The 26591-nt window shown below is 69.1% G+C and carries 28 protein-coding genes; 6 read left to right on the forward strand and 22 right to left on the reverse strand.

The annotated features are described in order from the left end of the window. Positions 1-239: 239 nt before the first annotated feature. The 22 genes from C507_RS0118675 to C507_RS22040 form a co-directional block, all read right to left on the reverse strand. Complete coding sequence (locus C507_RS0118675) at positions 240-4133, reverse strand: baseplate multidomain protein megatron (RefSeq protein ID WP_018701248.1); 3894 nt, start codon at positions 4131-4133, stop codon at positions 240-242. After that, on the reverse strand, positions 4133-4588 hold the full coding sequence (locus tag C507_RS22030) for a C40 family peptidase (protein ID WP_083923684.1): 456 nt from the start codon (positions 4586-4588) through the stop codon (positions 4133-4135). The genes C507_RS0118675 and C507_RS22030 overlap by 1 nt, the downstream gene beginning before the upstream one ends. After that, positions 4566-5447 (reverse strand): DUF2163 domain-containing protein, encoded by an 882-nt coding sequence (locus C507_RS0118685; RefSeq protein WP_018701249.1) that lies wholly within the window; start codon positions 5445-5447, stop codon positions 4566-4568. Before C507_RS0118685 ends, C507_RS22030 begins: the two co-directional genes overlap by 23 nt. Further along, positions 5444-6088 (reverse strand): DUF2460 domain-containing protein, encoded by a 645-nt coding sequence (locus tag C507_RS0118690; protein WP_018701250.1) that lies wholly within the window; start codon positions 6086-6088, stop codon positions 5444-5446. Before C507_RS0118690 ends, C507_RS0118685 begins: the two co-directional genes overlap by 4 nt. A gap of 184 nt (positions 6089-6272) precedes the next feature. Continuing rightward, complete coding sequence (locus C507_RS0118695) at positions 6273-6860, reverse strand: phage tail tape measure protein (protein WP_018701251.1); 588 nt, start codon at positions 6858-6860, stop codon at positions 6273-6275. 10 nt (positions 6861-6870) lie between these two features. After that, positions 6871-7119, reverse strand: coding sequence for a phage tail assembly chaperone (locus tag C507_RS23575; RefSeq protein WP_281167856.1), 249 nt, complete (start codon positions 7117-7119; stop codon positions 6871-6873). 68 nt (positions 7120-7187) lie between these two features. Then, complete coding sequence (locus tag C507_RS0118705; protein ID WP_018701253.1) at positions 7188-7532, reverse strand: gene transfer agent family protein; 345 nt, start codon at positions 7530-7532, stop codon at positions 7188-7190. Further along, entirely contained in the window at positions 7529-7942 is a 414-nt protein-coding gene (locus tag C507_RS0118710; RefSeq protein ID WP_018701254.1) for a phage major tail protein, TP901-1 family, read from the reverse strand. Before C507_RS0118710 ends, C507_RS0118705 begins: the two co-directional genes overlap by 4 nt. 702 nt (positions 7943-8644) lie before the next feature. After that, entirely contained in the window at positions 8645-9073 is a 429-nt protein-coding gene (locus C507_RS0118715; protein WP_018701255.1) for a hypothetical protein, read from the reverse strand. Between the two features lie 96 nt (positions 9074-9169). Then, entirely contained in the window at positions 9170-9577 is a 408-nt protein-coding gene (locus tag C507_RS0118720) for a DUF3168 domain-containing protein (RefSeq protein WP_018701256.1), read from the reverse strand. Further along, complete coding sequence (locus tag C507_RS0118725) at positions 9577-9906, reverse strand: phage head closure protein (RefSeq protein WP_018701257.1); 330 nt, start codon at positions 9904-9906, stop codon at positions 9577-9579. Before C507_RS0118725 ends, C507_RS0118720 begins: the two co-directional genes overlap by 1 nt. Beyond that, complete coding sequence (locus tag C507_RS0118730) at positions 9903-10466, reverse strand: head-tail connector protein (RefSeq protein ID WP_018701258.1); 564 nt, start codon at positions 10464-10466, stop codon at positions 9903-9905. Before C507_RS0118730 ends, C507_RS0118725 begins: the two co-directional genes overlap by 4 nt. 813 nt (positions 10467-11279) lie before the next feature. Continuing rightward, positions 11280-12536 (reverse strand): phage major capsid protein, encoded by a 1257-nt coding sequence (locus C507_RS0118735; RefSeq protein WP_018701259.1) that lies wholly within the window; start codon positions 12534-12536, stop codon positions 11280-11282. Between the two features lie 107 nt (positions 12537-12643). Beyond that, a complete protein-coding gene (locus C507_RS22035; RefSeq protein ID WP_083923686.1) occupies positions 12644-13252 on the reverse strand; it encodes an HK97 family phage prohead protease in 609 nt (202 codons plus the stop codon). Further along, positions 13249-13395, reverse strand: coding sequence for a hypothetical protein (locus tag C507_RS23175; RefSeq protein ID WP_018701261.1), 147 nt, complete (start codon positions 13393-13395; stop codon positions 13249-13251). The genes C507_RS22035 and C507_RS23175 overlap by 4 nt, the downstream gene beginning before the upstream one ends. 247 nt (positions 13396-13642) lie before the next feature. Further along, positions 13643-13831 carry a hypothetical protein gene (locus tag C507_RS0118750; protein ID WP_018701262.1) on the reverse strand — a complete coding sequence of 63 codons (189 nt, stop codon included), beginning with the start codon at positions 13829-13831 and terminating at the stop codon, positions 13643-13645. A gap of 1 nt (position 13832) precedes the next feature. Further along, a complete protein-coding gene (locus C507_RS0118755; RefSeq protein WP_018701263.1) occupies positions 13833-14831 on the reverse strand; it encodes a phage portal protein in 999 nt (332 codons plus the stop codon). Positions 14832-15298: 467 nt separating this feature from the next. Further along, positions 15299-16510, reverse strand: a complete 1212-nt coding sequence (locus C507_RS0118760) for a DNA-packaging protein (protein ID WP_156829393.1) — start codon at positions 16508-16510, stop codon at positions 15299-15301. Positions 16511-16571: 61 nt separating this feature from the next. Beyond that, positions 16572-16952, reverse strand: coding sequence for a hypothetical protein (locus C507_RS23180; RefSeq protein ID WP_156829386.1), 381 nt, complete (start codon positions 16950-16952; stop codon positions 16572-16574). Between the two features lie 1276 nt (positions 16953-18228). Then, complete coding sequence (locus C507_RS23185) at positions 18229-18741, reverse strand: hypothetical protein (RefSeq protein WP_156829387.1); 513 nt, start codon at positions 18739-18741, stop codon at positions 18229-18231. 422 nt (positions 18742-19163) lie between these two features. Further along, complete coding sequence (locus C507_RS0118770; protein WP_018701266.1) at positions 19164-19448, reverse strand: GIY-YIG nuclease family protein; 285 nt, start codon at positions 19446-19448, stop codon at positions 19164-19166. 132 nt (positions 19449-19580) lie between these two features. Then, positions 19581-20084, reverse strand: coding sequence for a helix-turn-helix transcriptional regulator (locus C507_RS22040; RefSeq protein ID WP_018701267.1), 504 nt, complete (start codon positions 20082-20084; stop codon positions 19581-19583). A gap of 536 nt (positions 20085-20620) precedes the next feature. On the opposite strand from C507_RS22040, the gene C507_RS0118780 reads away from it, so the two are divergent. From C507_RS0118780 to C507_RS22600, 6 genes are all read left to right on the forward strand, one after another. After that, on the forward strand, positions 20621-21811 hold the full coding sequence (locus C507_RS0118780; RefSeq protein ID WP_026319242.1) for an ABC transporter substrate-binding protein: 1191 nt from the start codon (positions 20621-20623) through the stop codon (positions 21809-21811). A 225-nt stretch (positions 21812-22036) separates the two neighbouring features. After that, positions 22037-22906 carry a branched-chain amino acid ABC transporter permease gene (locus C507_RS0118785; RefSeq protein WP_018701269.1) on the forward strand — a complete coding sequence of 290 codons (870 nt, stop codon included), beginning with the start codon at positions 22037-22039 and terminating at the stop codon, positions 22904-22906. 2 nt (positions 22907-22908) lie between these two features. Continuing rightward, positions 22909-23907: a branched-chain amino acid ABC transporter permease gene (locus C507_RS22045; protein WP_018701270.1), complete on the forward strand. Its 999-nt coding sequence runs from the start codon at positions 22909-22911 to the stop codon at positions 23905-23907. After that, positions 23904-24698: an ABC transporter ATP-binding protein gene (locus C507_RS0118795; RefSeq protein WP_018701271.1), complete on the forward strand. Its 795-nt coding sequence runs from the start codon at positions 23904-23906 to the stop codon at positions 24696-24698. Before C507_RS22045 ends, C507_RS0118795 begins: the two co-directional genes overlap by 4 nt. Then, positions 24695-25453, forward strand: coding sequence for an ABC transporter ATP-binding protein (locus tag C507_RS0118800; RefSeq protein WP_018701272.1), 759 nt, complete (start codon positions 24695-24697; stop codon positions 25451-25453). The genes C507_RS0118795 and C507_RS0118800 overlap by 4 nt, the downstream gene beginning before the upstream one ends. 80 nt (positions 25454-25533) lie before the next feature. Continuing rightward, positions 25534-26559: a bestrophin family protein gene (locus C507_RS22600; protein WP_018701273.1), complete on the forward strand. Its 1026-nt coding sequence runs from the start codon at positions 25534-25536 to the stop codon at positions 26557-26559. Positions 26560-26591: the final 32 nt, after the last annotated feature.

Here is a 26591-nt window from a genome sequence, read left to right on the forward strand (position 1 = left end):
ACGCTTTCAGGTTGGGCTCTTCGGGGGAACCCTAAAGATCAAGACGCGCGGATGGCTGCAGAGCTACGAGCGCAACGGCGAAGTGCCCGTACGGCGCATCGGGAACTGGTATTTCGTCTGGATGTCGAACCGTAACTTCGTGAGGTTCAGCATGGACGGGAAGCATCGAAGCCGCATGAAGCGGATCTACTACTAGCAGCGCCGTCCCACGGCGCGTCCCCCTGCCCGCCGGTGCGATATCAAGCCGTGAGCGTCGCCTGTAGCGGAACGTCCGCGCCGATACCGCTGGCAAGCTGGGCGATGCGCACATCCACCGACCCCGGCACGCTGCCGAAGTCGGCAACCTGCTCCGCCGCGGTATAGGCGTACGAAGGCATGACGGTTTCCACCGTCCGCACGACCTCCCCGCCGTCCAGGATCTCCAGCCGGTAGCGTTCCGCCGTCTCGCCAAGCGGAACGTCCTCGCCCATCCAGTCGTCGCCGCCGATGCGCGTGCGCCGGATCCAGGTGAGCACCAGGGCGCCATCCGCCCGGCGCCGCCCACGCGCATGCACCGGGCTGAGCGGCAACAGCCCCCGGGCCGAGGCCGCATGGTTCGTCTGGACCACCGCGGTCCCCGCGATGCCGCCCTGCGGCGGACCGATCCGGTAAATCCGCTTAAGCCCGACTGCCGACCGGTCCAGCGGCAACCGGGTCACCGCCTCCGAGAGAAGGACAACCCGCGATCCCGCCGGATGGCCGGCCACCATGACGTCCTCGGTTCCGAGCTGCCCCCGCAGCAGCCGGCTCAACCGATAGCGCCGCTCGCCGACCAGTTCGGCGTGCGCGAACTGCACGATTTCCCAGTCGCCACCCGCTGCCTCCACCGCGAGCGCGTTCGCCCCGGCCAGCACATCGAGATCGGCGCGGCCTTCCAGCCGTCCACCGGCAAGTTCCAGGAGGATCGCGTTGGCGCGGTCCCATCGGCCGAGCGGTCCCACGGCGACCGCCTCGACGAGCCGCCCCAAAATTGCCGGTCCGGTGATGGAAGCCACCGGCTCGTAGGCTTCGCCGGTGACGCTCCGCCACACCGTCTCCGATCCCGGCCAGGGCGCGGCAAAGGCCGCCACGTAGGGTCGGTGGTCGTCGCCCTCGACGAGCCGCGGCAGATCGAGGAAGACCACCTCTGCCGGCCCGAAGCTCGCCGCGGCCGCCGGCGTCCGACCGACACCGATGGCAGCGGCCGGCCGGTAGACATTCTCCGCCTGGCTGCGCGCCTCCATGCGCCGATGCGCGCCATCCTCGATCTCCTCCAGCGTCAGGATCTGGCGTCCCGCCCGGCTCGTCAGCGCCACCACGTCGCCCGGCTCCAGCGCGATCCGGCTCGGCGGCAGGGCGAACGAGGCCCGCGTCCGTTCCGCCCAGCGCGCATGCAGCCGACGCTCCGCCGCCTGCCCCGCAAGCCCGTCCCACAGCGCCGCCGGCAGCGACATGTCCACCACCTGCCGGCTCGCCCCGACCAGACGCCGCGACGAAGCGGCAGAAGCGCCGAAATCCTTCAGCGTGTCGCGGTAGCCAAGGCGCAGCTCGATGGGCAGTTCGCTCGCCTCTTCGCGCACCACCGAGGACAGCACCCCCTCGCCTCCCGGTTCGTCGACCAGGTCAGCCTCGCCGATCTCGGCGGCAAGCCGTGCCGCCCGGTCGGCGAAGCGGACATGGGTTCCGGCGTCGATCCCGATGTAGCCGAATGCCTCGCCGAGCGGGGCCAGCACCGCACGCAGATCGCTCGGCCGCTCGATGGAAATGCCGTCGATGACCGTGTCCAGCCCGATGATCTCCGGCTCCGGCAGTCCCCAGTCGGCGAAAAGCGCCCGCACCAGCGCAGCCAGGCTGGTGCCACCGAACCGGCCGTTGAGCCAGTGGCCGCGCTGCCAGTTCGGCCCATCCGACCAGGCGTCCTCGCGCTGGGGAAAGGCGGGAAAAGGCCGCGCATCCCAGGTCCAGGCGTGGATGCCGTCGGCCGTCACCATCCGCCAGCCCTCGCCCGGATGGGACGGGTTCACCGCCCCGTCCGACCCGAACGCCGCATCGAACGCCCCGATGAGCGCTTCCAGGTAGCGCCGTTGCACGGCATCGTCGCGCCCGCCGCTGGAGAAATGCGGAAAGAAGGATTCCGACGACTTCGGATCGTAGAAGACGTTCGGCTGGTTGGCGCCGCGGTCGATGGCCGGGCAGCCGGCCTCGGTGAACCAGACCGGCTTCATCGCCGGCGTCCAGCCCGTCGGCCCGCCCGCCTCCGCGCCGCCCGGCCGGTTCACGTGGACGTTCGACCACCAGCCGGCCAGGTCCTTATAGCGGAACACCCAGGGCTTGCCGTGCGCCCCGTCGGTGATCGGCGTGCGCACCTGTGCCGTCCGGTCGGCCTCGCTGGCATAGAACCAGTCGTAACCCTCGCCGCCCGCCACGTTCGCTGAGAGATAGGCAAGATCCGCCGGCCCGGTCGCGATATCGGCGTCCAGATGCTCGCCGTCGCGCCAGTCCGACAGCGGCCAGTAGAGGTCGATCCCGACGAAATCGACGGACGGCCGCGCCCACAGCGGATCGAGATGGAAGTGGACGTCGCCCGTCCCGTCCGCCGGCTGATGGCCGAAGAATTCCGACCAGTCGGCGGCATAGGAGATCTTCGTCTCGGCCCTCAGCACGCCGCGCACGTCGTCGGCGAGCGTGCACAGCCCGTCGACGAACGGGTAGGACGACGGCGCCGACCGTGTCCAGGTGAGGCCACGCAGCTCCGATCCAATGAGGAACGCATCGACCCCTCCCGCCGCCTCGCAGAGATGCGCGTAGTGCAGGATCATCCGCCTGAGCGACCACTCGTCCGGTCCGGAATAGGCAATCGACCCGTCCACCTCTGCAAAATCCGCAGCCTGCGCCGACCCGAGGATCGTCGCCACCTGGCCCGTCGCCGCGCCCGTCTTGTCGGGCGATCCGGGTTGGCCGGGGGCCGGGAACACGCTGATGCGCCCACGCCAGGGATGCGGCGCCTGTTCCGCTCCGCCATAGGGGTCCGGCAGTCCGTTGCCGGCCGGAATGTCCATGAGCACGAACGGATAGAACACCACCTTCAGCCCGCGCGCCCGAATGTGCTGGATCGCCGCCATCACGCTCGCGTCGGATGGCGTCCCGCCATAGGCCGGCCGCCCGTCGACCTGCGAGGTCAGCCGCGCTTCACCCCGCTCCAGCCCGGCGACCCCCCACGTCGCCCCGCTCGTCTCCCGGGTGGCGTCCTCAACCTTCGGCTCGATGCGGCACTCCGCGGCCCTCAAATCGTCGCCGAACCACGCGACCACCAGCGCCACCCGTTCCAGCCGCGGGCACAGGGCCTGCAGCTCGTCGAGGGAGGCTTCCAGGTCGGTCCCCGCCGTTGCGAGGTGCCGGTTGTCGCTGACGCTGCGCCCCGGGCCGAGCTCCCGGCGCACCTCTTCGGGGTGGTAGCCGAACTCCGTGGCGCCCGGGATCAGCGTCACCGCCCTCACCATCCCCTCCAGCCGGTCCACCGGCCGGATCACCTCAAAGGAGAGCTGCGGGATGCGGTTGCCGAACTCCGCGATCGGCATCCGCTCGAACACCACGTAGACGAGCCCGCGATAGCCCGGCGCGGTGCCCTGCCGGGCCTCGATCAGCGGGTCCGGCGTCTGGTCCTCCGCGCCGAGATGGATCCGGTGCATCACCGCCTCCCGGTCGAGCAGCTTGCCGTCGGCCCAGATCCGGCCGATCCGCGCCACGGGCCCCTCGCAGATCGCCACCGCGAAGTTGGCAAAATAGACATAGGAGGAGCTCTGCGGCTGCGGCGCGCCCTTGCCGCCCGACGCCTCCTCCACCACCACCGTCTCCTCGTAGCGGGTCGCCCAGATGATGCTGCCGGCAAGCCGCATCCGGCCATAGACCCGGGCGATGGCGGTCCCCTCGGTGGCGGCCTGCACCCCGATATCGTCGAGCTTGCCGGTCGGGCCGGATCCGCTGCGCGACCCGAACAGCCGGTCGTCGATGGCTGCCCCGGCAATCGCGCCGGCCGCCCGGCCGACGACGGCGCCGACGGGGCCGAGCAGGCCACCAGCGGCCGCGCCCGCGGTGGAAAGAACCAGCGTTCCCATCAGTCCGACACTCCCGGAAAGCCGAAGACGAAGGCACGGCGCCGCGCCCACCAGGGCGACAGCTCGGTGGCGACGACGCCGCCGGCCGCGTCGTAGGCGTGTAGAAAGCGGCCCGGAGCGATCAGGATACCGGCGTGCTTGGCCGGCAGGTCGCGCCGCCAGCGAAACAGCAGCACGTCGCCGATGCCCGGCTCGCCAGGCACCGGCACGAGATGCCGGAAGCCGGCCTCCGCCAGCGTCTCCGTGCCGCCGGCCTCCGCCCAGTCCGCCGTGTAGATCGGACAGGGCTCCGGCTCCGGCCCGATCGTCTCGCGCCAGACCCCGCGCACCAGCCCCAGGCAGTCGCAGCCGATGCCCCGCAGCGATGCCTGGTGGCGTAGGGCGTGCCCCGCCAGGCGGTCGCCGCCGCCACGATCTCCGCCCGCGCGACCATCAGGCGAGCAGCCCGCCGTCATTGGCGCCGCTGGCCGACGCGGCCGCGAGCGCCGCGTCGTTGCCGGGCATGTGCGGAAAGCCGCGAAAGTTTACCGCGTTGGCGAAGCGGTCGGCGCAGGTCGAAAACCGCTTGTCGCATCCGGCCGTCAGCACGACCTGGTCACCCGGCGCCATCACGGCCGGCATCGGCTGCCAGAGATCGATGGTCCAGGTCCGGTTGGAGTGCGCCTTGATCTCCGAAGCGCGCCCGGCATTTGCGCCGCTGGTGACCGCAAGCCGCCCGTGTGCGAACCAGCCGTCGGCGTAGCCGGAAAGCCCGCTCACCGACAGGCTGGCGCGTCCGTGAACGCCCGTCACCTCCGCCTCCAGCCGGTAGGCCGAATCGCCGAGATCGATGCCGCAGCGCGCGTCGCCCAGGTCGGCATCGCAGCGCGGCTGGTAGAGCCGCCCCGTTACCAATTCGAGATCGATGGTCGGCCCGCGCACCTCTGCCCGGAACGCCCCGTCGGCCCGCGTCACCTCGCCGAGCGTGCCGCGCCGCAGCAGCACCCGTTGCTCCGGGCCCGCCCAGTTGACCAGCCACAGCTCCACGGTCGCACCGTCATAGGCGCCGCCTTCCAGCTCCGCCGCGGCCAGCCGCTCGTCGGTGAGCGCCCCCTCGATCTCGAAACCGCCCACGGCGAGCCCGCTCGCCGCCACGTCCGAGGTCGCTGCCAGCCCGCCCTCCGCCGAATGCGTCACCCCGTCGAAGACGATGTTCCGGTCGTGGTCGGTGAAGCCGAACACCGCCCCGTCGGCGCGGGTCAGCCGCCAGCAGCGGCAGAGCGTGGTGGTGCCGCCGGCCAGGTGCGCGGCGAGATCTTCGGGAAGCGTCTTCACAGCCGGATCTCCACGATGGGAATGGACGGCAGCACACCGGCAGAGAAGGCCGTCAGCGAGATCTCCAGCCGGTCGGTGTCGAAGCGCACCGGCACGTCGAACAGGAAGCCCGCTGTCACCGCCGCCCCGTTCGCCGGCACCGCACCGGGCTGGAAGGTCACGACACCGGTGGCCGCATCGACGGTGAAGTCGGCACCGGCCGTCTGCTCCACGCCGGCCACCGCCACACGCACCGTCTCCGCCACCGGCTTGTCGATGCGCCGCACCCAGGGCGCATGCGCGCTGCCATAGGTCTTGCTGAGCTGGAAGATCGCCGTCGCCCCGTCCCCGGTGCCGATCGCCTGGTCGGTGGACGTCGGCGTCGCAGAGGGCGCTCCGGACCGGTGGTCGACCGGATCGCGGTAGCGAAAGCCGCTCAGCCGGCCGCGCCGCTCCTCGAAGAAGCTCGCCACCGTGTGCAGATCGTCGATGGAGCGCACTCCGGACCCGGCGTCGTAGCGCCGGCGGGAGTCCGCCCAGCGGGCGTTGCGCTCCTCGTGGCCGGATCCGAGCAGCACGATCTCCGTGCGTCGCTCCGGCCCGCCCGTCGCCCCGAACGCCACGGCAAGCGGAAACAGGATTTCGTGGAAGGCGGTGGTCATTGGCTTTGATCCTTTCTCCCCTCACGCGGAGTTCGCTCCGCTCACTCGCTCCGGGTGGGCGGCCTCCGGCCGGCGCACGGTCGCGCGCTGGCGGGCGCAGTCCGGGAAGGCCGTGCCTTTTTCTCCGCTCACCCCCGCGAAGGCGGGGGTCCAGGGCGGAAGATTGCTGCCTGTGTGTCACCCCTCAGCTTCCGCGCCGGCCGCGACCGACGGCGCGCGCCAGCATTGCCGTCACCTGCGCCTCCGACCGCCGGAAGCTCTCCGCATCCGGCGTCGTCACCGTCATCGTCACGTGCACCGGCGCCCCGCCGGACGCCGACACCCCGAGCCGTCCGTCCGGCCCGCGACTGAGCGGCAGGATCGCCTCGGGGCCGGCTTCGCCGGCGAGGCCGGTCCGACCCCCGCCGAGCGGAAATGTCGCCGGCGCGCCGATCACCCCGCCCTCGGCAAACGGCAGGAGATTGCCGGCGGTCTTCACCGCCCCTGCCGCCGCCGCTCCCAGGATCGAACCGCCCAGCCCGCTGCCGCCGATGAGCGCCTCGCCCAGCGGCTTCAGCGCCGCCTTCAGCACCGAGGCGGAGATGCTCCGCGCCGCCGACGCCAGCACCCGGTCGAGCCGCCGCCCCTCCACCACCGCCGATTTCAGACCGCTGACCACGGTGGCGGAAAAGCGTTCCGCCGCCCGCTCCAGCTCGGCCGAGGTGCGCGCCACGGAGGTCTCCAGCGCGTCGGGATCGAAGCCCGCGCCGGTGTCGTTCGGATCGTCCGCCATGAGACCTCCGTCAGGATGAATCGTGTTGATCGATGAGTGCCCGCAGTCCGGCCGCCGCGCCCGTCCCGGGCGGCTCCAGCGCGGCGCGGAGTTCCGGCAGGCTCATGGCCCAGAAGGACGCGGGCGACAGCCGCATCTGCCCCAGCCCGAACCGCATCGCCTCGGTCCAGGGGAAGGCCCGAGCGCTTCCAGGCGAAGTGGAAACCGGTTCGCCGTCCGGAAGCGCGGCTAAACAAGCGCTTCCAGGAAAAGTGGGCACCGGTTTTCCGTCCGGAAGCGCGCAGGAAGATTCTGCCGCCTCGCCGTCTTTGCGAAGGCCAGGCGGCTCTAGAGAGGGTTTTCGCCCGCTTCCTCCTCCCCCGCCCCGAAGGTCGCGGTCAGGAGATCGGTCACGATCGCGGCGAACCCCGCCGCCCCTCCGGGCGTGGTCATCGCCGCCACCTCGTCGTCGGACACCGGGTTGCCGGCGCCCCGGAGGCCCGCTCCGATCACCCGCACGGCGTCGCCGGCCTTGAGCCGGCCGGAACCGAAGCGTTCCGCCAGCGCCACCAGGTCGTCGGCCTGGAAGGCCGTTTCCAGCTCCGCCAGCGCCCCCAGCGTCAGGCACAGGGTGAAGCGGCGCCCGTCGAAGACGGCGGCGACCTCGCCGCGATGCCGGTTCGCCATGGTCATGCCGCCGCAAACGTCAGTTCGCCGGCCGATTCCAGCGAGATCTCGTAGTTCACCTCGCCATCATGATTGCCGGCATAGTCGAGACCGGTCAGCTGGAACGGCCCGGACACGGTACCGAAGTCCGGGATCACCACCTGCCAGCTCCGGATCGCGCCGGCGAAGAAGATGGTGCGCGCCGCGGCATCCGAGGCGCCGTCCTTGAAGATGCCCGAGCCCGACAGGCTGGCGCGCCGCACACCGGCCCCGTCCAGGAGTTCCCGCCAGCGCCCGGCCGACTCCGTGTCGGTCACGTCGACCGCATCGGCGTTGAACGACAGCCGCCGCGCCCTCAGCCCGGCCACCGTTACGAACGACCCCGCCCCGCTCTGGTCGAGCCGGAGCACGAGGTCCCTGCCCCGCTGTGCGCCCATGCGCGCCTCCCTTGTCTGGTGGAAGAGCAAAGCCAGGCGAAGTGGGAACCGGTTCGCCGTCCGGCTTTGCGGAGTGAAAGAGCAATCCCAGGAAAAGTGGGAACCGGTTTTCCGTCCGGGATTGCGTGGAAAAGATGCCCCTCACGCCGAGTACGCTTTGCGCACCGGCTCCGCGTTTTTCCCGCTCACGCCGAACTCGCTTCGCGCGCCGGCTCCGCGAGGGCGTGGGTGTTTCTTTCCGCTCACGCGAGTTCGCTGCGCTCACCGCTGCGCGGGCGCGGCCTCCGGCCGGCGCGCGGTCGCGCGCTGGTGGGAGTTGTCCGGCAAGGCTGAACTTGTTGAGGGAGCGCGCGCCCCAAACTCCGCTCATCCCCGCGAAAGCGGGGATCCATAGGGCCTGTCAGCCGACACCCAGCGGAATGATGGATGTCTCAGACCCAGCCCAGAACTCCGCTCATTCCGGCGGAGGCCGGAATCCAGTTGCGGAGGAACTCCAGGCTGACTCGGCAAGAGGATGGGCGCAGCCACCGGCAGCGGGCCTCATCCCACCGCGCCGTGCGGGGCAAACTCGGCCCCTGGGTTCAGGCATTCGCCGGAACGAGCGGCTGGGGAAGGACCGTCGGGCATCTGAGCCCGCAGTCACAATCAAGCACCCAGCCAGCTTCTCCGCCGATCCCGACGAAAGCCGGGATCAGCCCGCCCCTACTTCGCGTAGTTGTAGATCGCGCAGGGATCCGCATCCGGCGTCGGCTTGGCGTCGCCGGTGTAGACGATCAGGCTCATCCCGTCGTCGAACGGTGCGAGCACCAGATAGGTCGGCTTGTTGCCCGGCAGTCCGCAGAACTTGTTGCCGTTCAGGAGCGTCAGATCCTTCGGCGGGTCGATGCGGAAGATCGAGCCCTCGACGGCGGCCTGCTGGTCGCCCCACTTGCCCTTTTCCGATCCGTCGGCGGCGATGGCCAGCGTGCTGCCGTCCTCGAAGGTGATGGAGTCTTCCGCCACCTCGATGCTGCCGGTGATGGAGGTCGCCGTGTTGCTCAGCGGCTCCCAGGTGCCGTCGAGACCGGCGGCCATCGCCCCCTGCGTCAGCCCGAAGGCCAGAACGGCTGCCGTCAGCATCGTCGTCTTCATAGTCTCGCTCCCCGCGGTTCCAGGCTCATCGATCCGAACGACACGATAAAGCCTGCAGGCCACAGCGTCACGACAGCTTTGTTGCGGGCTCGCCCCCTACTGTGTCGGCTCTGTAACCGCCCTCAGCCGGATGACGGCCACCACCGAGCGCCGGTCCGGTGCCTCGCGGAAAGCCCGATCGACGAGGGTGAGCGACACCAGCCGGTGCCCGTCGAGCGGCAGGGCCGTGCCCACCAGCACCGCCTCGATCCGGTCGGCGATTCCCGCCGCCTCCGAGCGCCCGTGCGCGGTGGAGTGGATGTCCAGCGCGATCCGATGTTCCCGGAGCGGTGGCAGGTCGCCGTCGAGCCGCCGGTCGCTCGCCGGCCCGAACGTCACGAACGGATGCGCCGCACCGCGCGGCGCCCGGTCGTGCACCCGAGCGCCCCCAAGCAGCGCCACCAGGTCGTCGTCTCCCGCAAGGGCGGCATGAACGGCCGCCTGCAGCGCCAGGCCCGCGTCCATCACCGTCCCTCCTCTTGGGCTTCCAGAACGAGATAGTGGTCGCCGCGCCCCTCCGGACGCGTCGCCAGGATCGTCAGGATCCGCGACCCCAGGACGATCCGCTGGCCGCCGGCGATCTCCGGATGCGCGCGGACCGTAATCCGGTGGGTGGCGATGCCGTCGAGACGGCCGGAGCGGTCGCGTTCGGCCGCGGCTAGGCTCTCCACCCGGCCCCAGACTGAGGCGACCGGCCGCCATGTCACCGTCGCGCCGCCGGCCCCGTCGGCCGTGCGCACCGGTGCCTCGATGGCAAGCCGCCGGTCGAGCGCACCGATCGCGGGCGCCTTCATGCCACCCTCGTCAGGCGATAGGGCCGCACCAGGCTGTCGACGCCCAGCGTGAGCGGTTCCGGCACCGGCGCCAGCGCCGCCTCGCGGTGGGCGTACCAGTGGGCAACGAGCAACAGGATCGCCTGCCTGAGCGGCGCCGGAACGTGCGCCGGTTCGGTGCCGTAGCCAGCGGTGATGTCGATCTCGACCTGGCAGCCGGCGACAGAGCGCCTGGCCTCGGGCAGGACCCGGATCCGCGTCGTCGGCAGGTCCACCACGTAATCGGCTGGCGCCAGCACCCGCGCCGTTCCGTCGAGGTCGCGCAGCGTCACCGCGTCGACGGACAGAACCGGTGCGGGCTCCAGCCGCACGATGCCGGCCGGGCGAAGGTCGTCGCGGATAATCCGCCAGCCCTGCTCCAGGAGTGCCCGGCCGGTAGCCGCCTCCACGTGGCGGCGCGCCGCTGCGATCAGGTCGAGGATGGCGGCGTCTTCGTCGGCACCGTCGACGCGCAGATGCCGCTTGGCGGCGGCCAGCGTCACCGGCTCCACCGCCGGTGGATCGGTCAGGATGGCTGTCATGATCGCTCCAGAAAAGAAAGGCCCGGCTTCGGGTGAAGCCGGGCATTTATCCCCTCACGCGGAATTCGCTCCGCTCACCCGCTCCGGGTGGGCGGGAGTCTTTTCCGCTCACGCCGAACTCGCTTCGCTCGCCGGCTGCGCGAGGGCGCCCTGACCGGGCGGCGGACGGTCGTCCGCGGGTTGGAGTTGTCCGGGAAGGCCTGACTTGGATGGGACAGCGCCGGCCCCACCCTCCGCTCATTCCGGCGAAGGCCGGAATCCATAGGGCCTGTCGTCAGTCTCCCAACGGAATGATGGGTTGCACAAAGCCCACCCCAACCTCCGCTCATTCCGGCGAAGGCCGGAATCCAGGTACGGCGGGAAACCAGGCCGACGCGGGAAAAGGAGTGGCGCAGCCGCCGGCAACGGGCCTCATCCCACACCGCCGCCCGCAGCGACCTCAGTAACTGGATTCCGGCCTTCGCCGGAATGAGCGGGGGATGGAAGGGCCCGTCATCCCGCAACCCAGCGGGATCACTCCAGCATCAGCCCACACTCCGCTCATCCCGACGAAAGTCGGGATCCAGGGCCGCAGTCCGCAGGATCGGAGTTCGACCGCCCTGGACCCCGGCTTTCGCCGAGGTGAGCGGCTAAGGGGGAAAACCCGTCAGCCCGCCACCTCAGCTGGATCACTCCAGCACCCGCCCCACCCTCCGCTCATCCCCGCGCAGGCGGGGATCCAGGGCCACGGGCCGCAGCGTCGGAGACTGCAGCCCTGGACTGCCGCCTGCGCGGGAGTCAGCGGGATGGCTCGAGCCCCAGAAACCCCCGCCCCTAGTCGGAGAACTGCAGCAGCTTGATCGCGTCGAAGTCCTGGACGCCGCCGCCCACCCGCTTGGTCGTGTAGAACAGCACGTAGGGCTTGGAGGAGTAGGGATCGCGCAGCACCCGCACCCCCATCCGGTCGACGATCAGGTAGCCGCGGCGGAAGTCGCCGAAGGCAATGGCCGTCTCGTCGGAGCCGATGTCCGGCATGTCCTCGGCTTCCACGACCGGGAAGTTCATCAGCGACGCAGCCCCGCCCGGTACCGCCGGCGGCTGCCACAGATAGGTGTCGTCGCCGTCCTTCATCTTGCGCACCGCCGCCTGGGTGCGCCGGTTCATCACGAAGGTCGCGTTCTGCCGGTAGCCGGCCTTAAGCGCGTAGACGAGGTCGACCAGCACATCGCCGGGGTCCGTCGCCGGAAACGCCCCGTCGGCGCCGGTCGAGACCGTACCGATGGTCTCCCAGGCCCAGGCGCTCTCGTCGACGGTGGTGTAGGCGAGAAACCCGGTCGGCTTCTTGTCGCCGTCGCCGGCGACGAAGGCGGCGCTTTCCTGTTCGGCAAACGCCTGGTCGATCTCGCCGGCCAGCCACTCGCCCACGTCGATCGCCGCGTCGTCGAGCAGCGTCGCCGAGGCCGCCGGCATGGCGTAGAGCTCCATCGTCGGGAACACGAGCTCCTTCAGCACCGGCGCGTCGGTCTCCGGGCGCGCGTCGCTCTCGCCGACCCAGCCCACCGCCGGGCCGGAGGTGGCGAACGGCTTCTTGAAGCTGGTGCCGGACACCTGCCGTACCCCGGAGATCGCGCGGATCGGCGAGATCTCCGAAAGCCGGCGGCCGATCTCCCGGTCCACCTCCTCCGGCACCAGGTAGCCGGCGTCGTCGGCGGCGGCCGTGAGCGCCTTCATCTCCAGCGCCTTCAGGTCGTGGTCGCGCCCGGCCCGCACATAGGTCTCGAAAGCCGCCTTGTGCTCGATGGACGCGGCGCTGCGGAAGGCCGGCCCGTCGCCGGAGATCGCCGGCCGCTTCGCCTTCAGCACCAGGTCGTCGACCCGCGCCCTGTGGGCGTCCAGCGCCCGGTCCACCCGGTCGAGCTTCTCGATGGTCACCACGTCGGCGGCGGAGCGGCGCTCCAGCTCGTCGAGGCGCTGGTCGTTGGTCTCCTTGAACACCTCGAAGGCGCCCATGAAGTCGGAAAAGGCGGAGCCGAGGTCGCCGTCGCCGCCGGCCGCCTTGGTCTCCGGGGCGCAATCCTGAAATCCGGTCATCCTGTTGTCCTCTCTGCCTGGATGCGGAACGAAAAAAGCGGGCGCCGGCCGCCTGGCCCGCCTCCCGCTTGCTGTGTCCTGAAAGTCCGATGGTCGAAGGGGCGCCCTCAACGCGCCCGCAGCAGCTGCGCCGCCTGCCGGAAGCCGCTTGCCAGCCGGGCCGGATCGCTCCCCGGCCACAGCGTGGCCGCCTTGGCGGCGCGCACCCGCGCCTCCGGCAGCATCGGGAAGGTCACGATGGAGATCTCCCAGAGATCCAGCTCGATCAGCACGCGATGCCCGCTCTTGCGGTCGGTACGGGCCCGCACCGTTCGAAAGCCGATGGAGAGCCCGTCGAGCACGCCCTCGCGCATCAGCGCCTTCACCTCGCGCGCCCGCCGCGTCTCGGCCGAAAGCCGGCCGCGCACGAACAGGCCGCGCGCGTCCTCGGCAATGGTCACGAACCGGCCGATGGGCTCGGCCGGGTCGTGCTGGTAGAGGAGCTTCACCGCCCCCGCGCCCTTCTTCGCCAGCGAGGCGGTAAACGCCCCCGGCGCCACCACGTCGCCGGACAGGTCCGGCCGGCCGAACAGCGTCGCGTACCCCGCGAACGCCCCGTCGGAGGAGACGGTCGGCTGCGCTGCCGGCGAGAACTTCACCTCCAGCGCGGGAGCAGCCCGTCCGCCCCTGGCCCTGCCGTGTCTCCCGTCCTTCGTGTCGTCAGCTCGACCGCTCATCGCCCCACCTCCACGATCCGCGGCCCGGATCCACGCGCCTCCGATCGCACCCGGATCAGCCGCTCCATCTCCGCCACGAAGGCCTCAAACACGCGCCGATGGTCGGCGGGACGCCCCCCCGCTGCCCTTCTTTCGATCTGCATGATGTCCTCCTGAGGAGCCCAACCTCTGACTTGCCGAACACCTCCAACCAGCGCACGACCGTGCGCCGCACACGCAATCGCAGGAAAAGTGCCCTTGCGGTTTTCCGTCCGCGATTGCGACCCAGAGATCATCAGGCCACCCTCCCGGAGCCGGTGCGCGCAAGCGCACTCGGCGCGAGGGGCAAAAAAGGTCATTCGCCCCGCAAAGCCGGACGGAAAACCGGTTCCCACTTTTCCTGGCTTTGCTTCAATCCCGCTCCCGGAAGATCGCCGTCAGCCGGGCGATCTCGTTGACGAAGTCGTTGAAGCGCCGGTTCGAGACCGCCAGTTCCCGCAGCGCCCAGACCAGGAGCGCGCTCGCCGACGAGGCCCAGAGAAACAGTGCCAGGTGCGCCAGGTCGCCGCGCTCCATCACCGACTGGGTGACCGGGTCCACCTCATCCCTCCGGCGCGGCCGGATCGCCGCGCGGCGAGTAGCCCACCGCTGCCCGCTTCTCGTCGTCGGAGAGGAACGAGGCCTCTTCCAGCCGCCGCCACAGCGCCTCGCGCTCCGACGACAGCGCCTCCACGCCGTCGGCATCAAAGGCGAGCCGCAGCCCCTCGCCGAAGGCGGGCCCGAGCCAGCCGCCGATCGCCGCCGCCGTGCGCCCGACGAGCGGCAGCACCGTCTGGCGCCAGAACGCCCGGTTCGCTTCCTGGAAGTTGGCGTAGGTGTTGTCGCCGGGGATGCCGAGCAGCATCGGCGGCACCCCGAAGGCGAGCGCGATCTCCCGCGCCGCCTGGTTCTTCGCCTCGATGAAGTCCATGTCCTTGGGCGTGAGCGCCATCGCCCGCCAGTCGAGCCCGCCTTCCAGAAGCAGCGGCCGCCCGGCGTTGCGCGCCCCCTGGTAGCCCTCCTCCAGCTCGCCCTTCAGCCGCTCGAACTGATCCGACGTCAGCGTCCCGTCGCCGCCGGAATAGACCAGCGCGCCGGAGGGCCGCGCTGCGTTGTCGAGCAGCGCCTTGTTCCAGGCACCGGCGGCGTTGTGGATGTCGAGGCTCGTCTGCGCCGCCTCGATGGGCGCGAAACCGTAGTGGTCGTTGAGCGGATGGAACAGCGTCAGGTGCAGGATCGGCGACGCCCCCTCCTCGCCCGCCGGAAACCGCACCGAGCGGCCGTTGACGGTGTACTCGAACGCCTCCGGCCAGCCGCTCGCTCCCGGCAGAACCTTCATCCGGTCGGGCCTCAGCGCGAACAGCTCGCGCACCCGTCCCTCGACGCTGACGGCCTCCAGGTAGGCGTTGCCGGCCACCAGCAGGTGGCCGTAGAGCGCCTCCATCAGCCCCGTCCCCGCCTGGCCGGCGTTCGGCTGCGCGATCACCGGCCCGGTGCGCGAGGCCTTCGCCTCGGGCGCGGCTTTCCCGCCCGCCCGCCTGAAGACGCGATCGATCAGCATGGTTGGGTCCTCTTGTTTCGCTCACGCCGAGCTCGCTTCGCTCGCCGCTGCGCGGGCGCAGCCTGTTGTCTGTCCCCCTCACGCCGAGTTCGCTGGCGCTCACCGGCTCCGGGTGGGCGCCCTGACCGGGCGGCGGACAGTCGTCCGCTGCTGGAGGCGGTCCGGAGAGACTTGAGTTGGCTCACTCCGAAGTTGCCGCAACCTCCGCTCACTCCCGCGTAGGCAGGGATCCATAGGGCCTCTCAGCGATCTCCCAACGGGATGATGGCTCACTCCGCACCCACCCCAATCCCCGCTCATTCCGGCGAAGGCCGGAATCCAGTTGCGGCGGGAAACCAGGACAGCCCGGCAAGTGGATAGACGCAGCCACCGACAACGGGCCTCATCCCACCACGCCACCCGCAGCAATCTCGGCATCTGGATTCCCGCCTTCGCCGGAATGAGCGGGGTTTGAGGCGCACACCCCCTCAGACCCGCCGGATCGCCGGGCGGCTGACCGGCCCCAGCATCAGCGCGGTGATCGCCCAGACCAGCGCGTCGAGCCGGTCCGGCGAGCGCCCGTTCGCGGTGCCGTCCGGGCCGAAGCCGCAGAGCTCGTCCTCCAGCTCCGGGAATGCGCCGGCATGGCGCACCCGGCCCTGGGCGTAGAGCGTCGCCACCGGCTCCGCCCGCAGCCACTTGCCGCGGCTCGCCCGCACGCTCGTCACCGGCACGCCGGCATCCACCTGGCGGATCACCGCCGCCACCATGTCGCCGCCCTGGTTCACCTCGGCGACCAGCGCGTCCGCCTGGAACCGCCGGTAGGCCGCCACCGCCTTCGCCGCCCACACCGCCGGTGCCGCCGCCGCCACCGTCTCGTCGGCCAGCACGTAGCCGATCCCGTCCGCCGCGATGCCCGCCGCCACGATCCCGCACACCGAGGCCCTGCCGCCCGCCGCCGGCGGGTCCACCGCCACCACGATGCGGCTCATCTCCGGCGCGCCGTCGACCCGTGCCCGCTCCACCGTCGCCCGGCTCCACAGCGCGTCCTCCCGGTCGGTGAGGATCTCACCGTCCAGCTCCTGCCGGCCGAGCCGGGTGCCGCGATAGCGCCCCACCACCCGCTCCAGGAAGCCGGGCGCCAGATTGGCCGCGTTGTCCTTCGTCGGCATCCGCGCCACTTCCGTGCGCGGCGCCTCCATCAGCCGTGCCAGAAGCGGGATCGGCCGCGGCGTCGTCGTCACCACCTGGCGCGGCCGCTCGCCGAGCCTGAGCGCGAACTGCAGCATGTCCCACGCCTCCTCCGCCAGCCGCCACTTGGCCAGCTCGTCGGCCCAGGCGGCGCCGAACTGCGGCCCGCGCAGGCTTTCCGGATCGTCGGCGGAAAACAGCTCCGCCACCGCGCCGTTCTTCCATTCCAGCCGCCGGCGCGAGGGCTGCCACAGCGGCCGCTCGTCGGCGGCATGCACCGACAACAGCCCCGACACGCCCTCCACCATCACGCCGCGCGCGTCGATCAGGGTTTCGCCGACAAGCGCGATCCGGCCGACGGGCGCGGAGGCGAACCCGTCGCGGCCCAGCGCCATGCCCTTCACCCATTCCGCGCCCGCCCGCGTCTTGCCGGCGCCACGCCCGCCCAGGATCAGCCAGACGGTCCAGTCGCCGTCGGGCGGCAGCTGCTCGTCGCGGGCCTGGAACATCCATTCCCGCGCCAGCCACGCCAGCGTCTCCGGCGGCAGCTCGGCCAGGAACGCGGCGCGCTCATCCGGGTCGAGCCCGTCGAGCGAGCCGATCAAGGCGGTCCGCAAGGTCCTGTCTGAGGGTGTCGATGTCCGGCCGGTGTCCATGCGCCGCCTCTCCGCCGTCTGCCTGCGCCTTGCGGTCGAGGGCGAGCAGGATGTCCAGAGTGCGCGCCAGCGCCGCCAGCACCCTGGTGTCGCGTTCCGCGTCCTCGGCGGCATCGGGATCGAAGCGCGCCTCGATGGCCGATATCCGCGCCTCGAACACCCGGTAGAGCCGGGCGATCATCGCGGCCCGGTCCGACGGCGAGCGGTGCAGCGCCCGGCCCTGCGGCCGGCGCGGCAGTGCGGGTTTGGATGGAGAGTTCTTGCCGCGCAGATGCGCTGAATTCTCTCCACTCACGCCGATCTCGCTTCGCTCGCCGGCACCGCGAGGGCGGCCTGGTTCTTCAGGTCGCAAAGCCGGACGGCGAACCGGTTCCCACTTCGCCTTGCTTTGCTCGGGCGGCGCGCAGTCGCGGGCTGGTGGGTGCTGTCCGGCGGGGCCCAGTTCGGGGCCCTCCGCCGCCTCCCCCAAACGCCGCTCCTTCCCGCGAAGGCGGGAATCCAGGGCTTCAGGCTTCGGACCGTATTGTTTGCCCCTCCCGCCGAGTTCGCTTGCGCTCACCGGCTCCGGGTGGGCGCCCTGACCGGGCGGCGCGCAGTCGCGCGCTGGTGGGTGCTGTCCGGCGGGGCCCAGTTCGGGGCCCTCCGCCGCCTCCCCCAAACGCCGCTCCTTCCCGCGAAGGCGGGAATCCAGGGCTCCAGACTCCGAACCCGGCGGGCCGGCGTCCGTCCCGTCCAGCCCCGTGCGGCCCCTGACCCTTGGCGGCCTGAGCGTCCGGTCCCAGCCCTCCCGGCGGGCGCGGTCGCGCAGCCCGGATTCGGACATGCCGTAGCGGTCGCCGATCTCCCGCAGCGTTCCCACACCCGCCTCGAAGGCGGCTCTTGCGGCCGCCCAGTCCGGTCTGAACGACGGAAGGGGCTGGTCCATGATGCGCGTGTCCCTCTGCCAGAAATGAAACCTGTTCACGTCGCGAGCACGAACGGAAAACCGCGAGAGCACTCTTCCTGCGCTCGCTCGACCGGCGCGTGGTCGCGCACTGGTTGGCGTGATCCGGCAAGATGGTGGTCGGTTCGGGAGGAGCCCGCCCCATCCTCCGCTCATTCCCGCGAAAGCGGGGATCCATAAGGCCTGTCGGCGAGCCCGATGACATGCAAGATGTCTCCCCGGCCAAACCAAACGCCGCTCATTCCCGCGAAGGCGGGAAACCAGGGCGGCACGCCGCAGCCGGAAAATTCCACCTCTGACCATCCCGGGAACCGCAGTTACCGGCGACCAAAGCTCAGGTCGATGCGGGGCGAATGGGAGTTCACGGAACTTCGGAGACCGAAGCCCTGGATGCCCGCCTTCGCGGGAATGTGCGGACAAATAGGGATCGCCGAGGCACACCAGCCGCCCGTCCCGATCCGGGACCACGCCCGGCGCCCTCCTTCCGGAAGCCCCCGGCCGCAGCTGTCCGACGATGCCTGAACCCTAGCGAACCAGCGTCACGATGTCAAGGATTTTTTTCCTAGTTATCTACGTGCCTTCGCTTAACGAAGTTGGCCAGAGATCCCCAAGTGTAAAATGCCGAACATCACTCCTTAAGATCAGGAAGAATACTCCCGAAAATTCCTGGAACAGCTGGGAGACCAAGTGCACCTATCCCGAATGGCGCTGAAATGGGCGATGTGGATTGGCGATACATAAGCGCGGCGACTACGCTGCTCTTTGAAAGGGCCTCGCAGAGGCTGTGCATTTTTATTTTAAGGGCATCAACCTCCATAACTTCGTCATAGAAGCGCTTTGCCGGCCATACTTCGTCAGGCACATCAAGCTTGCTACTAGCCTTTACCACGAGAAATCGAACGGAGCCCGCATCATCATTCTCCGGACCAAACAGGTCATGAGCCATCATATTCCTAATCGGCGACTTATCTGAAATTCTTTGGAGCGCGGATTTATAGGACGTTATCTCATCTCTATTTAGAGGCGAAATATCGACTAAAGTCTTAGAAATTTTGATTTTATTACTAAGTGTAATGTTTTTACATAGGATTATTCTTTGGATATCGGTTAATTCAAGACTTTTTGAGATGGCGTTGTTCAACGAGCCTTCCATGATAGCCCAGCGTTGAAGGAAGAATCCAACGAGAGCACATGCAGCAATTTGCGAAGGAGTATTTTCAGGAAGTCGCACTGACCGCACCCCAATTCATTGAAGAAGGCGCTCAATTATAATAGGGGCCTATCGATCCGCGATATATTCAAGTATCTCTCGGATCGAGGTTATCTCGAATCTTATCCGGGTAATCTCATCAACCAAATAGCTAAGTTGTATTCCAGGCATATTGTCAATAGAGACGCCCTCAGTCTGTTTAGCCCTCTCTTTAATGACCTCTTCCGCATTGTGGTGCACAGCATCCTCCTATGATTGTTGTATAGGGATGATACCATCGACACCTTCCATGTCACGCCCATCCCCTTCACTCCGCTCATTCCCGCGAAGGCGGGAATCCAGGGCTGCGGGCATCAGGGCAAGCTGTCGTAGAGATCGCTCCAGGTCGGGTTCAGCCCTTCGATCAGTCGAAGCTTCCAGCGCCGGCGCCACTTCTTGATCTGCCGCTCGCGCACGAAGGCGGCCTCGCGGGTGTCATGCACCTCGTACCAGACCAGCCCGGCAACGCCGTAGGTTCGGGTGAAGCCCGGCCTGAGCCTGGTCCGATGCTCGTGGACGCGTCGGGCAAGATCGTCCGTATGGCCCGTATAGAGCGTCCCGTTCGGCTCGCTGGCGAGAATGTAGACGTAGAAGGCCATCGGTCCGCCGCCGCTGCTGTCCGGCAGTCTACAGCATCCTGCAGCGCAAGCCGCCCTGGATTCCCGCCTTCGCGGGAATGAGCGGCGTTTGGGGTGGCGCGCGGTGCCTCCTCAACCGGCCTCCCCCCACCCTCACGCCACCTCGTCGGTGCGTTCCCGGTCCCGGCGCTTTACCGCCCGCTCGTTCGCCCAATCCAAAAGATTGGCCTCTACGACGGTCCCGGTGGTGACCTGTCCCCGCCGGTGCAGCCAGGCAGCCACTTCGGACCAGTCCCAGAGCGGCGCCTCCGACGAGACCTTGGCGACCGCAGCCGGGAACCCCTGTCCCCGCTCGCCCCGGGCAAAAAGACTGACGGCCTGACGGCTGATCCCGGCGCGCTCGGCGATGTCGGAAGCCGTGACCAGCGCATCGGGCTCGATCCGCTCGATGCGCGCGCCGGCCCGTTCCACATCGGCGACGGCCGAGGCGATCGCGTGGACGAGATTCTTCGCTTCCCGGTCGAAGTCCAGCAGGATCCGGCCGCGCACCACCGACACCGTCGCGTCGTCGCAGCCAGCCTCGTAGAGGCGGTCCTCCAGCGCATCGGATGCATGATCCAGCCCCGACGCCACGATGATGAATCTATGCGCCTTCATCGGCACCTCCCTGACATCAATGCGCGCACCTCGCCGCCGCCCGGCGTATCGCCGCGGCATGATTGGCCGGACTCCGGGGCGTCGACCAGACGGAGATCCGGCACCCGGACCGGTCATGCTGCGGGCAGAGCAGCCGCCCCCAGCAGTGAGCGCTTCGGCCCGCAGCCTTGAACGTCCATCCGAGCGCCTCGAGTTCGGCCACCGCCGCCTCGATGTCCTTGTCCGGATGCCGGGGCCTGCGCATCGCTCTCTCCAATCTGGAGTATTGTTGACATTTGTCAACACTGCTTTGTCAGCAACCAAGGCGCGCATGATGCCTTCCCAACCACCTGACGAAAAGAAGGAGAAGCACCGCTCATGCCCGACCCCACCCCCGGAAAATCGAAAATCCGCGCGGCCCCATCCGCGCCTCTCCCCGGAAACCCGCCGCTTTGCGTCGATCGGCAAAAATGGATTTCTTTGACAAATTCGTTTTTCTGATCTTTTCTGGACCGGCGTCACCTGCAGGCGAACACGCCGCAATCCGGAGGATCATCATGAAGTCAACCGCCCTCGCGGCCACGCTCGGAGCCGTGCTCGTCGCCGGCGCCGCCCAGGCCGACCCGATCAAAGTCGGATTCATCTCGACCTTTTCCGGCCCCGCCGCCTTTTCCGGCGACTATGCCAAGAAGGGCGTCGAGCTCTTCATGAAGGAAAATCCGGACGCCTTCGGCGACCACGAGATCCAGATCATCGAGCGCGACGACACCGGCCCCAATCCGGAAGTCGCCAAGCGCCTCGCCCAGGAGCTGATCGTCCAGGACGACGTCGACGTCATCATGGGCATCCAGTTCTCCAACAACGCCTTCGCCATCCTCGACGTGGCGAACGAGGCGGAAGTCCCGGTCATCATCTTCAACGCCGCGACCTCGTCGATCACCGAGGCCTCGCCCTACGTGGTCCGTGTCAGCCGCACCATGTGGCAGTCGTCCTATCCGCTCGGCGCCTACGCCCACGACAAGCTGGGCCTGACCAAGATCGCGACCTTCTATGCCGACTACGCGCCGGGCAAAGACGCCAGCGCCGCCTTCACCGAGGGCTTCGAGAAGGCCGGCGGCGAGATCGTCGACGCCATTCCGCTGCCGTTCCCGCAGACGCCGGACTTCACACCCTTCCTGCAGCGCATCAAGGCGTCGGGCGCCGACGGCGTGTTCGCCTTCATGCCGTCCGGCCCCTACTCCACCGCCTTCGTGAAGACCTACGTCAATCTCGGCCTCAAGGAGAGCGTCAAGCTCATCGGCCCGGGCGACATCGCGCCGCCGGCCGAGCTCGACAAGATGGGCGAGGGCATCGAGGACGCCATCATCACCTTCCACTATTCCGCGGCGGTGCCGGGCGAGGCGAACGCGAAGTTCCTGAAGGCCTGGAACGCCGCCTACCCGGACACCCCGGTCGATGCCTTCGCCGTGCAGGCCTATGACGGCATGGCGGCGCTCGCCGAGGCGGTGAAGAAGACCAATGGCGACTTCGACGCCGACAGCTTCGTCGACGCTCTCAAGGGCTGGGAACACGACAGCGCTCGCGGCCCGATCACCATCGATCCGGAAACCCGCGACGTTATCGGCAACCAGTACGTCCTCACCATCGTGAAGAACGATGCCGGCAAGCTGGAGGAAAAGCTGGTCGACACGCTCGAGGCGGTGAAGGATCCCTGGAAGGAGATGCACTCCGAGCAGAAGAAGAACTAACCTGGGTGGATTGCCGGCCCGGCGCGCCCTCGGGCGCCACGGGCCGGGTCCGCTGCGGGGCCGGCGCCGTGTGTCCGGTTCCCGTTCCCGGTTCGCGGGCTGGCCCGGCCAGCCCGTCCTCCTCCGGGTGGGGACGGCAGGATCCGGCCAGGCCAACGCAGCCGGCGCCCTCCTGCCCTCCCGATCCGACGCCCCGACCAGCGCCAAGGCCGGTGTAGCCCGCTCATGACGAGCCTGTTCCTCTCCATCGCCTTCGACGGCATCGCCTACGGCATGCTGCTCTTCACCATCACCATCGGCCTGTCGATCACGATGGGGGTGATGAACTTCGTCAATCTCGCCCACGGCGCCTTCGCCATGGGCGGCGGCTACCTGCTTGTGGTGCTCGCCGGGTCCCTCGGCCTCCCCTTCGTCCCGAGCCTCATCCTCATCGCGCTCACCTTCCTGGTGATCGGCGCGGTCTTCGAGCGGGTGCTCGCCCGCCGCTTCTACGGTGCGAGCCCGCTGCTGCAGGTGCTGCTCACCATCGGCATCGTGTTCATCTCCATCGCCGCGGCGACCTATGTCTTCGGACCGCTCAGCGCCGGCATCCGGATCCCGGAGTGGCTGCAGGGCCGGTTCACCGTCGGCACCATGTCCTTCCCCGTCTACCGGACGATGGTCATCGGCTTCGGCATCGCGCTGGCGCTGGTCCTCTGGTTCGTGCTCGACCGCACGCTGATCGGCGCCAAGGTGCGCGCCGCCGTGTCGAACCGCGCCATGGCGGAGGGGGTCGGCATCAACGTGCCGCTGCTCTTTTCCGTCCTGTTCGGCGTCGGCTCGGCGCTGGCGGCCGTCGGCGGGGCCCTCTCCATCGAGATCTTCGGCCTGTCGCCCACCTACGCACTGGATTACCTGGTCCTGGTGCTGCTGGTGGTGATCGTCGGCGGCATGGGGTCGATCCGCGGCGCCTTCGCCGCCTCGCTGCTGATCGGCGTCATCGACAACGCCGGCAAGTTCCTGCTGCCCCATTCGGGCGCGTTCCTGATCTACCTCGTGGCCTTCGCCGTGTTGATCTGGCGCCCGTCGGGCCTGTTCTCGACCGTGGAGCACTGAGCATGGCCGAGCCGAACACCCTGCGCGGCAGGTTCACCCAGGTCGAGGGGCCGCTCTGGCTCCTCGTGCCGATCTATCTTGCCGCCGTCGCCTACTTCTACCTGATGGGCAACCAGCTCCACCTCGGCATGGCCGTGGTGAACATGATCATCCTGGCGCTCTCCATCGACTTCATCCTCGGCTTCGCCGGGATCAACTCGCTGGGCCAGGCCGCGCTGTCGGGTGCCGGGGCCTACATGGCCGGCTTCCTGCCGGTCTATTTCGGCTGGGCGGAGCCGATCACCGGCCTTCTCGTCGCCGGTCTGGTCGGCGCCGTCATGGCCTACGTCACCGGCATCATCGCGCTGCGCGGCGGTGAGCTCACCGTGCTCGCCATGACCATTATCGTGGCCGCCATCCTCTACGAGTTCGCCAACTCCTACCAGGACATCACCGGCGGCTTCGACGGCCTGCGCGGCATCGACATCGACCGGGTCTTCGGCCTCTTCAAGTTCGACCTGTGGGGGCGCACCGGCTTCGTCTACTCCGTCTGCGTCCTGTTCGTGGTCCACATCGCGCTCAGGGTCATCGTCAATTCGCCCTTCGGCGTGATGATGCGCGGCCTGCGCGAGAACCCGGTCCGCATGCGGGCGCTGGGCACCCCAGTCTTCCACCGGCTGCTGATCATCTACGCCATCGGCGGCTTCGTCGCGGGCATCGCCGGCGGCCTGCAGACCCAGACCCACGAGTTCGTGTCGATGGAGGTCTTCGCCTTCCACGTCTCCGCCACCGCCCTCACCGTGGTGATCATCGGCGGGCTCGGCCGGCTCTACGGCGCCTTCATCGGCGCGGTCATCTACGTCGTCTTCCAGGACGTCTTCGCCAAGATGGCCCCGCAATACTGGTATTTCTGGCTGGGCCTGCTCCTCGTTCTGGTCGCGCTGTTCGCCCACGGCGGCGTGGTCAGCCTGATCGACAAGGCCGCCGCCCGGATCGGTCTCGCCGGGAGGCGCGCGCGATGAGCACCGCAACCGTGAGCCCCTCCGCCGCCCCGACCGCCGACGGCCAGTCGCCGGTGCTGGCGGTGCGCGATCTCTGCCTCTCCTTCGGCGCCATCCGCGTCGCCCGCGACATCTCCTTCGATCTCGCCCGCGGAGAACGGCTTGCCCTGATCGGCCCCAACGGCGCCGGCAAGACCACCCTCATCAACCTGCTCACCGGCGTGCTCAAGCCCGACAGCGGGTCCGCCACGCTGGGCGGCCGCGACCTGCTCGCCCTCAAGCCTCACCAGCGGGTGCGCGCCGGGCTGGGCCGCACCTACCAGATCACCTCGCTGTTCCGGGCAATGACGGTGTTCGAGAACATCTTCGTCGCCGTTTCGGAGCGCATGGGCGCCTCCACCATGCTGTGGCGTCCGGCCTGGTCGCGCACCGACGTCTGCGCCGAGGTGGAGCGGATCCTGGAGATCGTCTCGCTCTCCGACGTGGCAAGCGAACCCATCTCCGATCTGCCCTACGGCCGACAGCGGCTGGTGGAGCTGGGCCTGGCGCTGGCCCTGGAGCCGAAGGTGCTGCTTCTCGACGAGCCCGCCGCCGGCATTCCTCACCGCGAGGCGGAGGTCGTCCAGCGCACCGTCGACCAGCTGCCCGACGACATCGCCATCATTCTGGTCGAGCACGACATGGACCTCGTCTTCCGCTTCGCCCGCGAGATCCTGGTGCTGGTGGAGGGCGCCGTCCTGCGCCGCGGCACGCCCGACGAGATCGCCGCCGACCCCGAGGTGAAGCGCATCTACCTGGGGACGTCGGAATGAGCGCCGCAGCCCCCGCGCCGGCCGCCGCGTCCGGCGCCACCACCCGGCAGGCCGCCTCGCTGGCGCTGTCCTCCGTCACCGCCGGCTATGGCGAGCTGAAGATCCTCGTCGACCTGTCGCTCCGGGTGGACCCCGGCGAAACCGTCGGCATCATCGGCCGCAACGGCATGGGCAAGACAACGCTGCTGTCCACCATTGCCGGGCGCACCCGCGTCCACGCCGGCACGGTGGAGCTTTCCGGCCGCGACATCACCCGCGACAGCCGCGTCGCCCGCAGCAAGGCCGGGGTCGGGCTTGTGCCGCAGGAGCGCGAGGTGTTCCCGACCCTGACGGTGGAGGAGAACCTCCGGGTAGCCGCCCGCGACGGCGGCTGGACGCTGGATCGTGCTTACACCCTCTTCCCACGTCTCAAGGAGCGCCGGCAGAATCTCGGCGCCCGGCTCTCCGGCGGCGAGCAGCAGATGCTGTCGATCGCCCGCGCCCTGATGTGCGATCCCGCGCTTCTGCTCATGGACGAGCCGTCCGAGGGCCTCGCCCCGGTCATCGTCGACGAGCTCTACGCGGCGCTCACCCGCATCGTGGCGGAGGAAGGCCTGACCCTGCTGCTCGTCGAGCAGAACGTCCACCGCGCCCTGTCCTTCGCCGACCGAGCCATCGGCCTGCGCAACGGCGAGATCGCCTTCGACGGCCCGTCGCGGACCCTGCTGGACGACGAGACCCAGCTCGACCGCATCATGGGCGTGCGGGCCGACTGACCGGAACAGTGCTGCCGCTGGCCATGGCGCCTGCCGCTCTGTAGCCTCTGCCTGCCCGAGAGGTGGTGCGGAGGGGCTCCATGTATGTCAGAGGCGGGATCGGTGGCCGGGACGTCTTCTGGGACTCCTGGAAGGTCGTCTTGATTGCCGGCGTCTGGGCGGCGCTGGTGGTTGCCATCCGTGTGACCGACTGGCTGCCGACGGTCGCCGTGCCCCGAGGCGCGGTCTCCACGATGGGCATCGTCGTGTCCGTCTATCTCGGCTTCAAGAGTTCGTCGGCCTATGCCCGCTGGTGGGAGGCACGGACCATCTGGGGCGCCATCATCAACGACAGTCGGGCCTGGGCGAACGCCGCCCTCTCCTTCGTCGCACCGACAGCCGGCGGCGGCGAGGCCGCCTCCGCGACCCTGATCCGCCGGCACCTCGCCTGGGTCAACGCCGTCGCCCACCAGCTCCGCAGGACCTCCGTCCTCAAGATCTCGCCGGTCCAGCACGTCTTCGATTACCGCCGCGCCGACACCGGCGAGATTTTCACGGCCTCGCCGGACGGCTACCGGCGGCACCTCTCCGAGAACGAGGCCGCCGAGGTCGCCCGCTTCGCCAACCCGGCGGTCCACATCGCCCGCCACCAGGGTGCCCAGGTCAACGCGCTTCTTCAGAGCGGCGCCCTCGACAACAACCGGGCGGTCGCGCTGATGGCGATCCAGGAGCGTCTGATTGCCTCCCAGGGGGCCTGCGAGCGCCTCAAGAACACGCCCTTCCCCCGCCAGATCACCTATTTCGGCCGCATCTTCACCTGGATCTTCATCATCCTGATCCCGCTCGGCTCCCTTGACGCCTTCATCGACGAGGTCGCCCGCCACCTGACGTCCCCAACCGACCAGGACCGCTTCGTCCTTCTCCTGATCCCGTTCACGATCGTCGTCTCGTGGCTGTTCTACATGGTGGAGAAGGTCAGCGAGAGCTGCGAGAACCCGTTCGAGTGGGGCAGCACCGACGTGCCCATCGCTGCCCTGACCCGAACCATCGAGATCGACCTCCTCGAGATGCTGGGCGACGACAGTATCCCCGCGCCGCTGAAGCCCCGTGACGGCGTCCTCTACTGACGCAGCCGATCGCGATCGACTGCCCCCTCCTC

It is taken from the genome of Amorphus coralli DSM 19760 (genome assembly GCF_000374525.1).
Lineage (GTDB): Bacteria > Pseudomonadota > Alphaproteobacteria > Rhizobiales > Amorphaceae > Amorphus > Amorphus coralli.

Coding starts and splice junctions, on each gene's coding strand:
- C507_RS0118675 (WP_018701248.1), bottom strand. CDS start 4,133: ATGGGAACGCTGGTTCTTTCCACCGCGGGCGCGGCCGCTGGTGGCCTG.
- C507_RS22030 (WP_083923684.1), bottom strand. CDS start 4,588: ATGACGGCGGGCTGCTCGCCTGATGGTCGCGCGGGCGGAGATCGTGGC.
- C507_RS0118690 (WP_018701250.1), bottom strand. CDS start 6,088: ATGACCACCGCCTTCCACGAAATCCTGTTTCCGCTTGCCGTGGCGTTC.
- C507_RS0118695 (WP_018701251.1), bottom strand. CDS start 6,860: ATGGCGGACGATCCGAACGACACCGGCGCGGGCTTCGATCCCGACGCG.
- C507_RS0118705 (WP_018701253.1), bottom strand. CDS start 7,532: ATGACCATGGCGAACCGGCATCGCGGCGAGGTCGCCGCCGTCTTCGAC.
- C507_RS0118710 (WP_018701254.1), bottom strand. CDS start 7,942: ATGGGCGCACAGCGGGGCAGGGACCTCGTGCTCCGGCTCGACCAGAGC.
- C507_RS0118715 (WP_018701255.1), bottom strand. CDS start 9,073: ATGAAGACGACGATGCTGACGGCAGCCGTTCTGGCCTTCGGGCTGACG.
- C507_RS0118720 (WP_018701256.1), bottom strand. CDS start 9,577: ATGGACGCGGGCCTGGCGCTGCAGGCGGCCGTTCATGCCGCCCTTGCG.
- C507_RS0118725 (WP_018701257.1), bottom strand. CDS start 9,906: ATGAAGGCGCCCGCGATCGGTGCGCTCGACCGGCGGCTTGCCATCGAG.
- C507_RS0118730 (WP_018701258.1), bottom strand. CDS start 10,466: ATGACAGCCATCCTGACCGATCCACCGGCGGTGGAGCCGGTGACGCTG.
- C507_RS0118735 (WP_018701259.1), bottom strand. CDS start 12,536: ATGACCGGATTTCAGGATTGCGCCCCGGAGACCAAGGCGGCCGGCGGC.
- C507_RS22035 (WP_083923686.1), bottom strand. CDS start 13,252: ATGAGCGGTCGAGCTGACGACACGAAGGACGGGAGACACGGCAGGGCC.
- C507_RS23175 (WP_018701261.1), bottom strand. CDS start 13,395: ATGCAGATCGAAAGAAGGGCAGCGGGGGGGCGTCCCGCCGACCATCGG.
- C507_RS0118755 (WP_018701263.1), bottom strand. CDS start 14,831: ATGCTGATCGATCGCGTCTTCAGGCGGGCGGGCGGGAAAGCCGCGCCC.
- C507_RS0118760 (WP_156829393.1), bottom strand. CDS start 16,510: ATGTTCCAGGCCCGCGACGAGCAGCTGCCGCCCGACGGCGACTGGACC.
- C507_RS0118770 (WP_018701266.1), bottom strand. CDS start 19,448: ATGGCCTTCTACGTCTACATTCTCGCCAGCGAGCCGAACGGGACGCTC.
- C507_RS22040 (WP_018701267.1), bottom strand. CDS start 20,084: ATGAAGGCGCATAGATTCATCATCGTGGCGTCGGGGCTGGATCATGCA.
- C507_RS0118780 (WP_026319242.1), top strand. CDS start 20,621: ATGAAGTCAACCGCCCTCGCGGCCACGCTCGGAGCCGTGCTCGTCGCC.
- C507_RS0118785 (WP_018701269.1), top strand. CDS start 22,037: ATGACGAGCCTGTTCCTCTCCATCGCCTTCGACGGCATCGCCTACGGC.
- C507_RS22045 (WP_018701270.1), top strand. CDS start 22,909: ATGGCCGAGCCGAACACCCTGCGCGGCAGGTTCACCCAGGTCGAGGGG.
- C507_RS0118795 (WP_018701271.1), top strand. CDS start 23,904: ATGAGCACCGCAACCGTGAGCCCCTCCGCCGCCCCGACCGCCGACGGC.
- C507_RS0118800 (WP_018701272.1), top strand. CDS start 24,695: ATGAGCGCCGCAGCCCCCGCGCCGGCCGCCGCGTCCGGCGCCACCACC.
- C507_RS22600 (WP_018701273.1), top strand. CDS start 25,534: ATGTATGTCAGAGGCGGGATCGGTGGCCGGGACGTCTTCTGGGACTCC.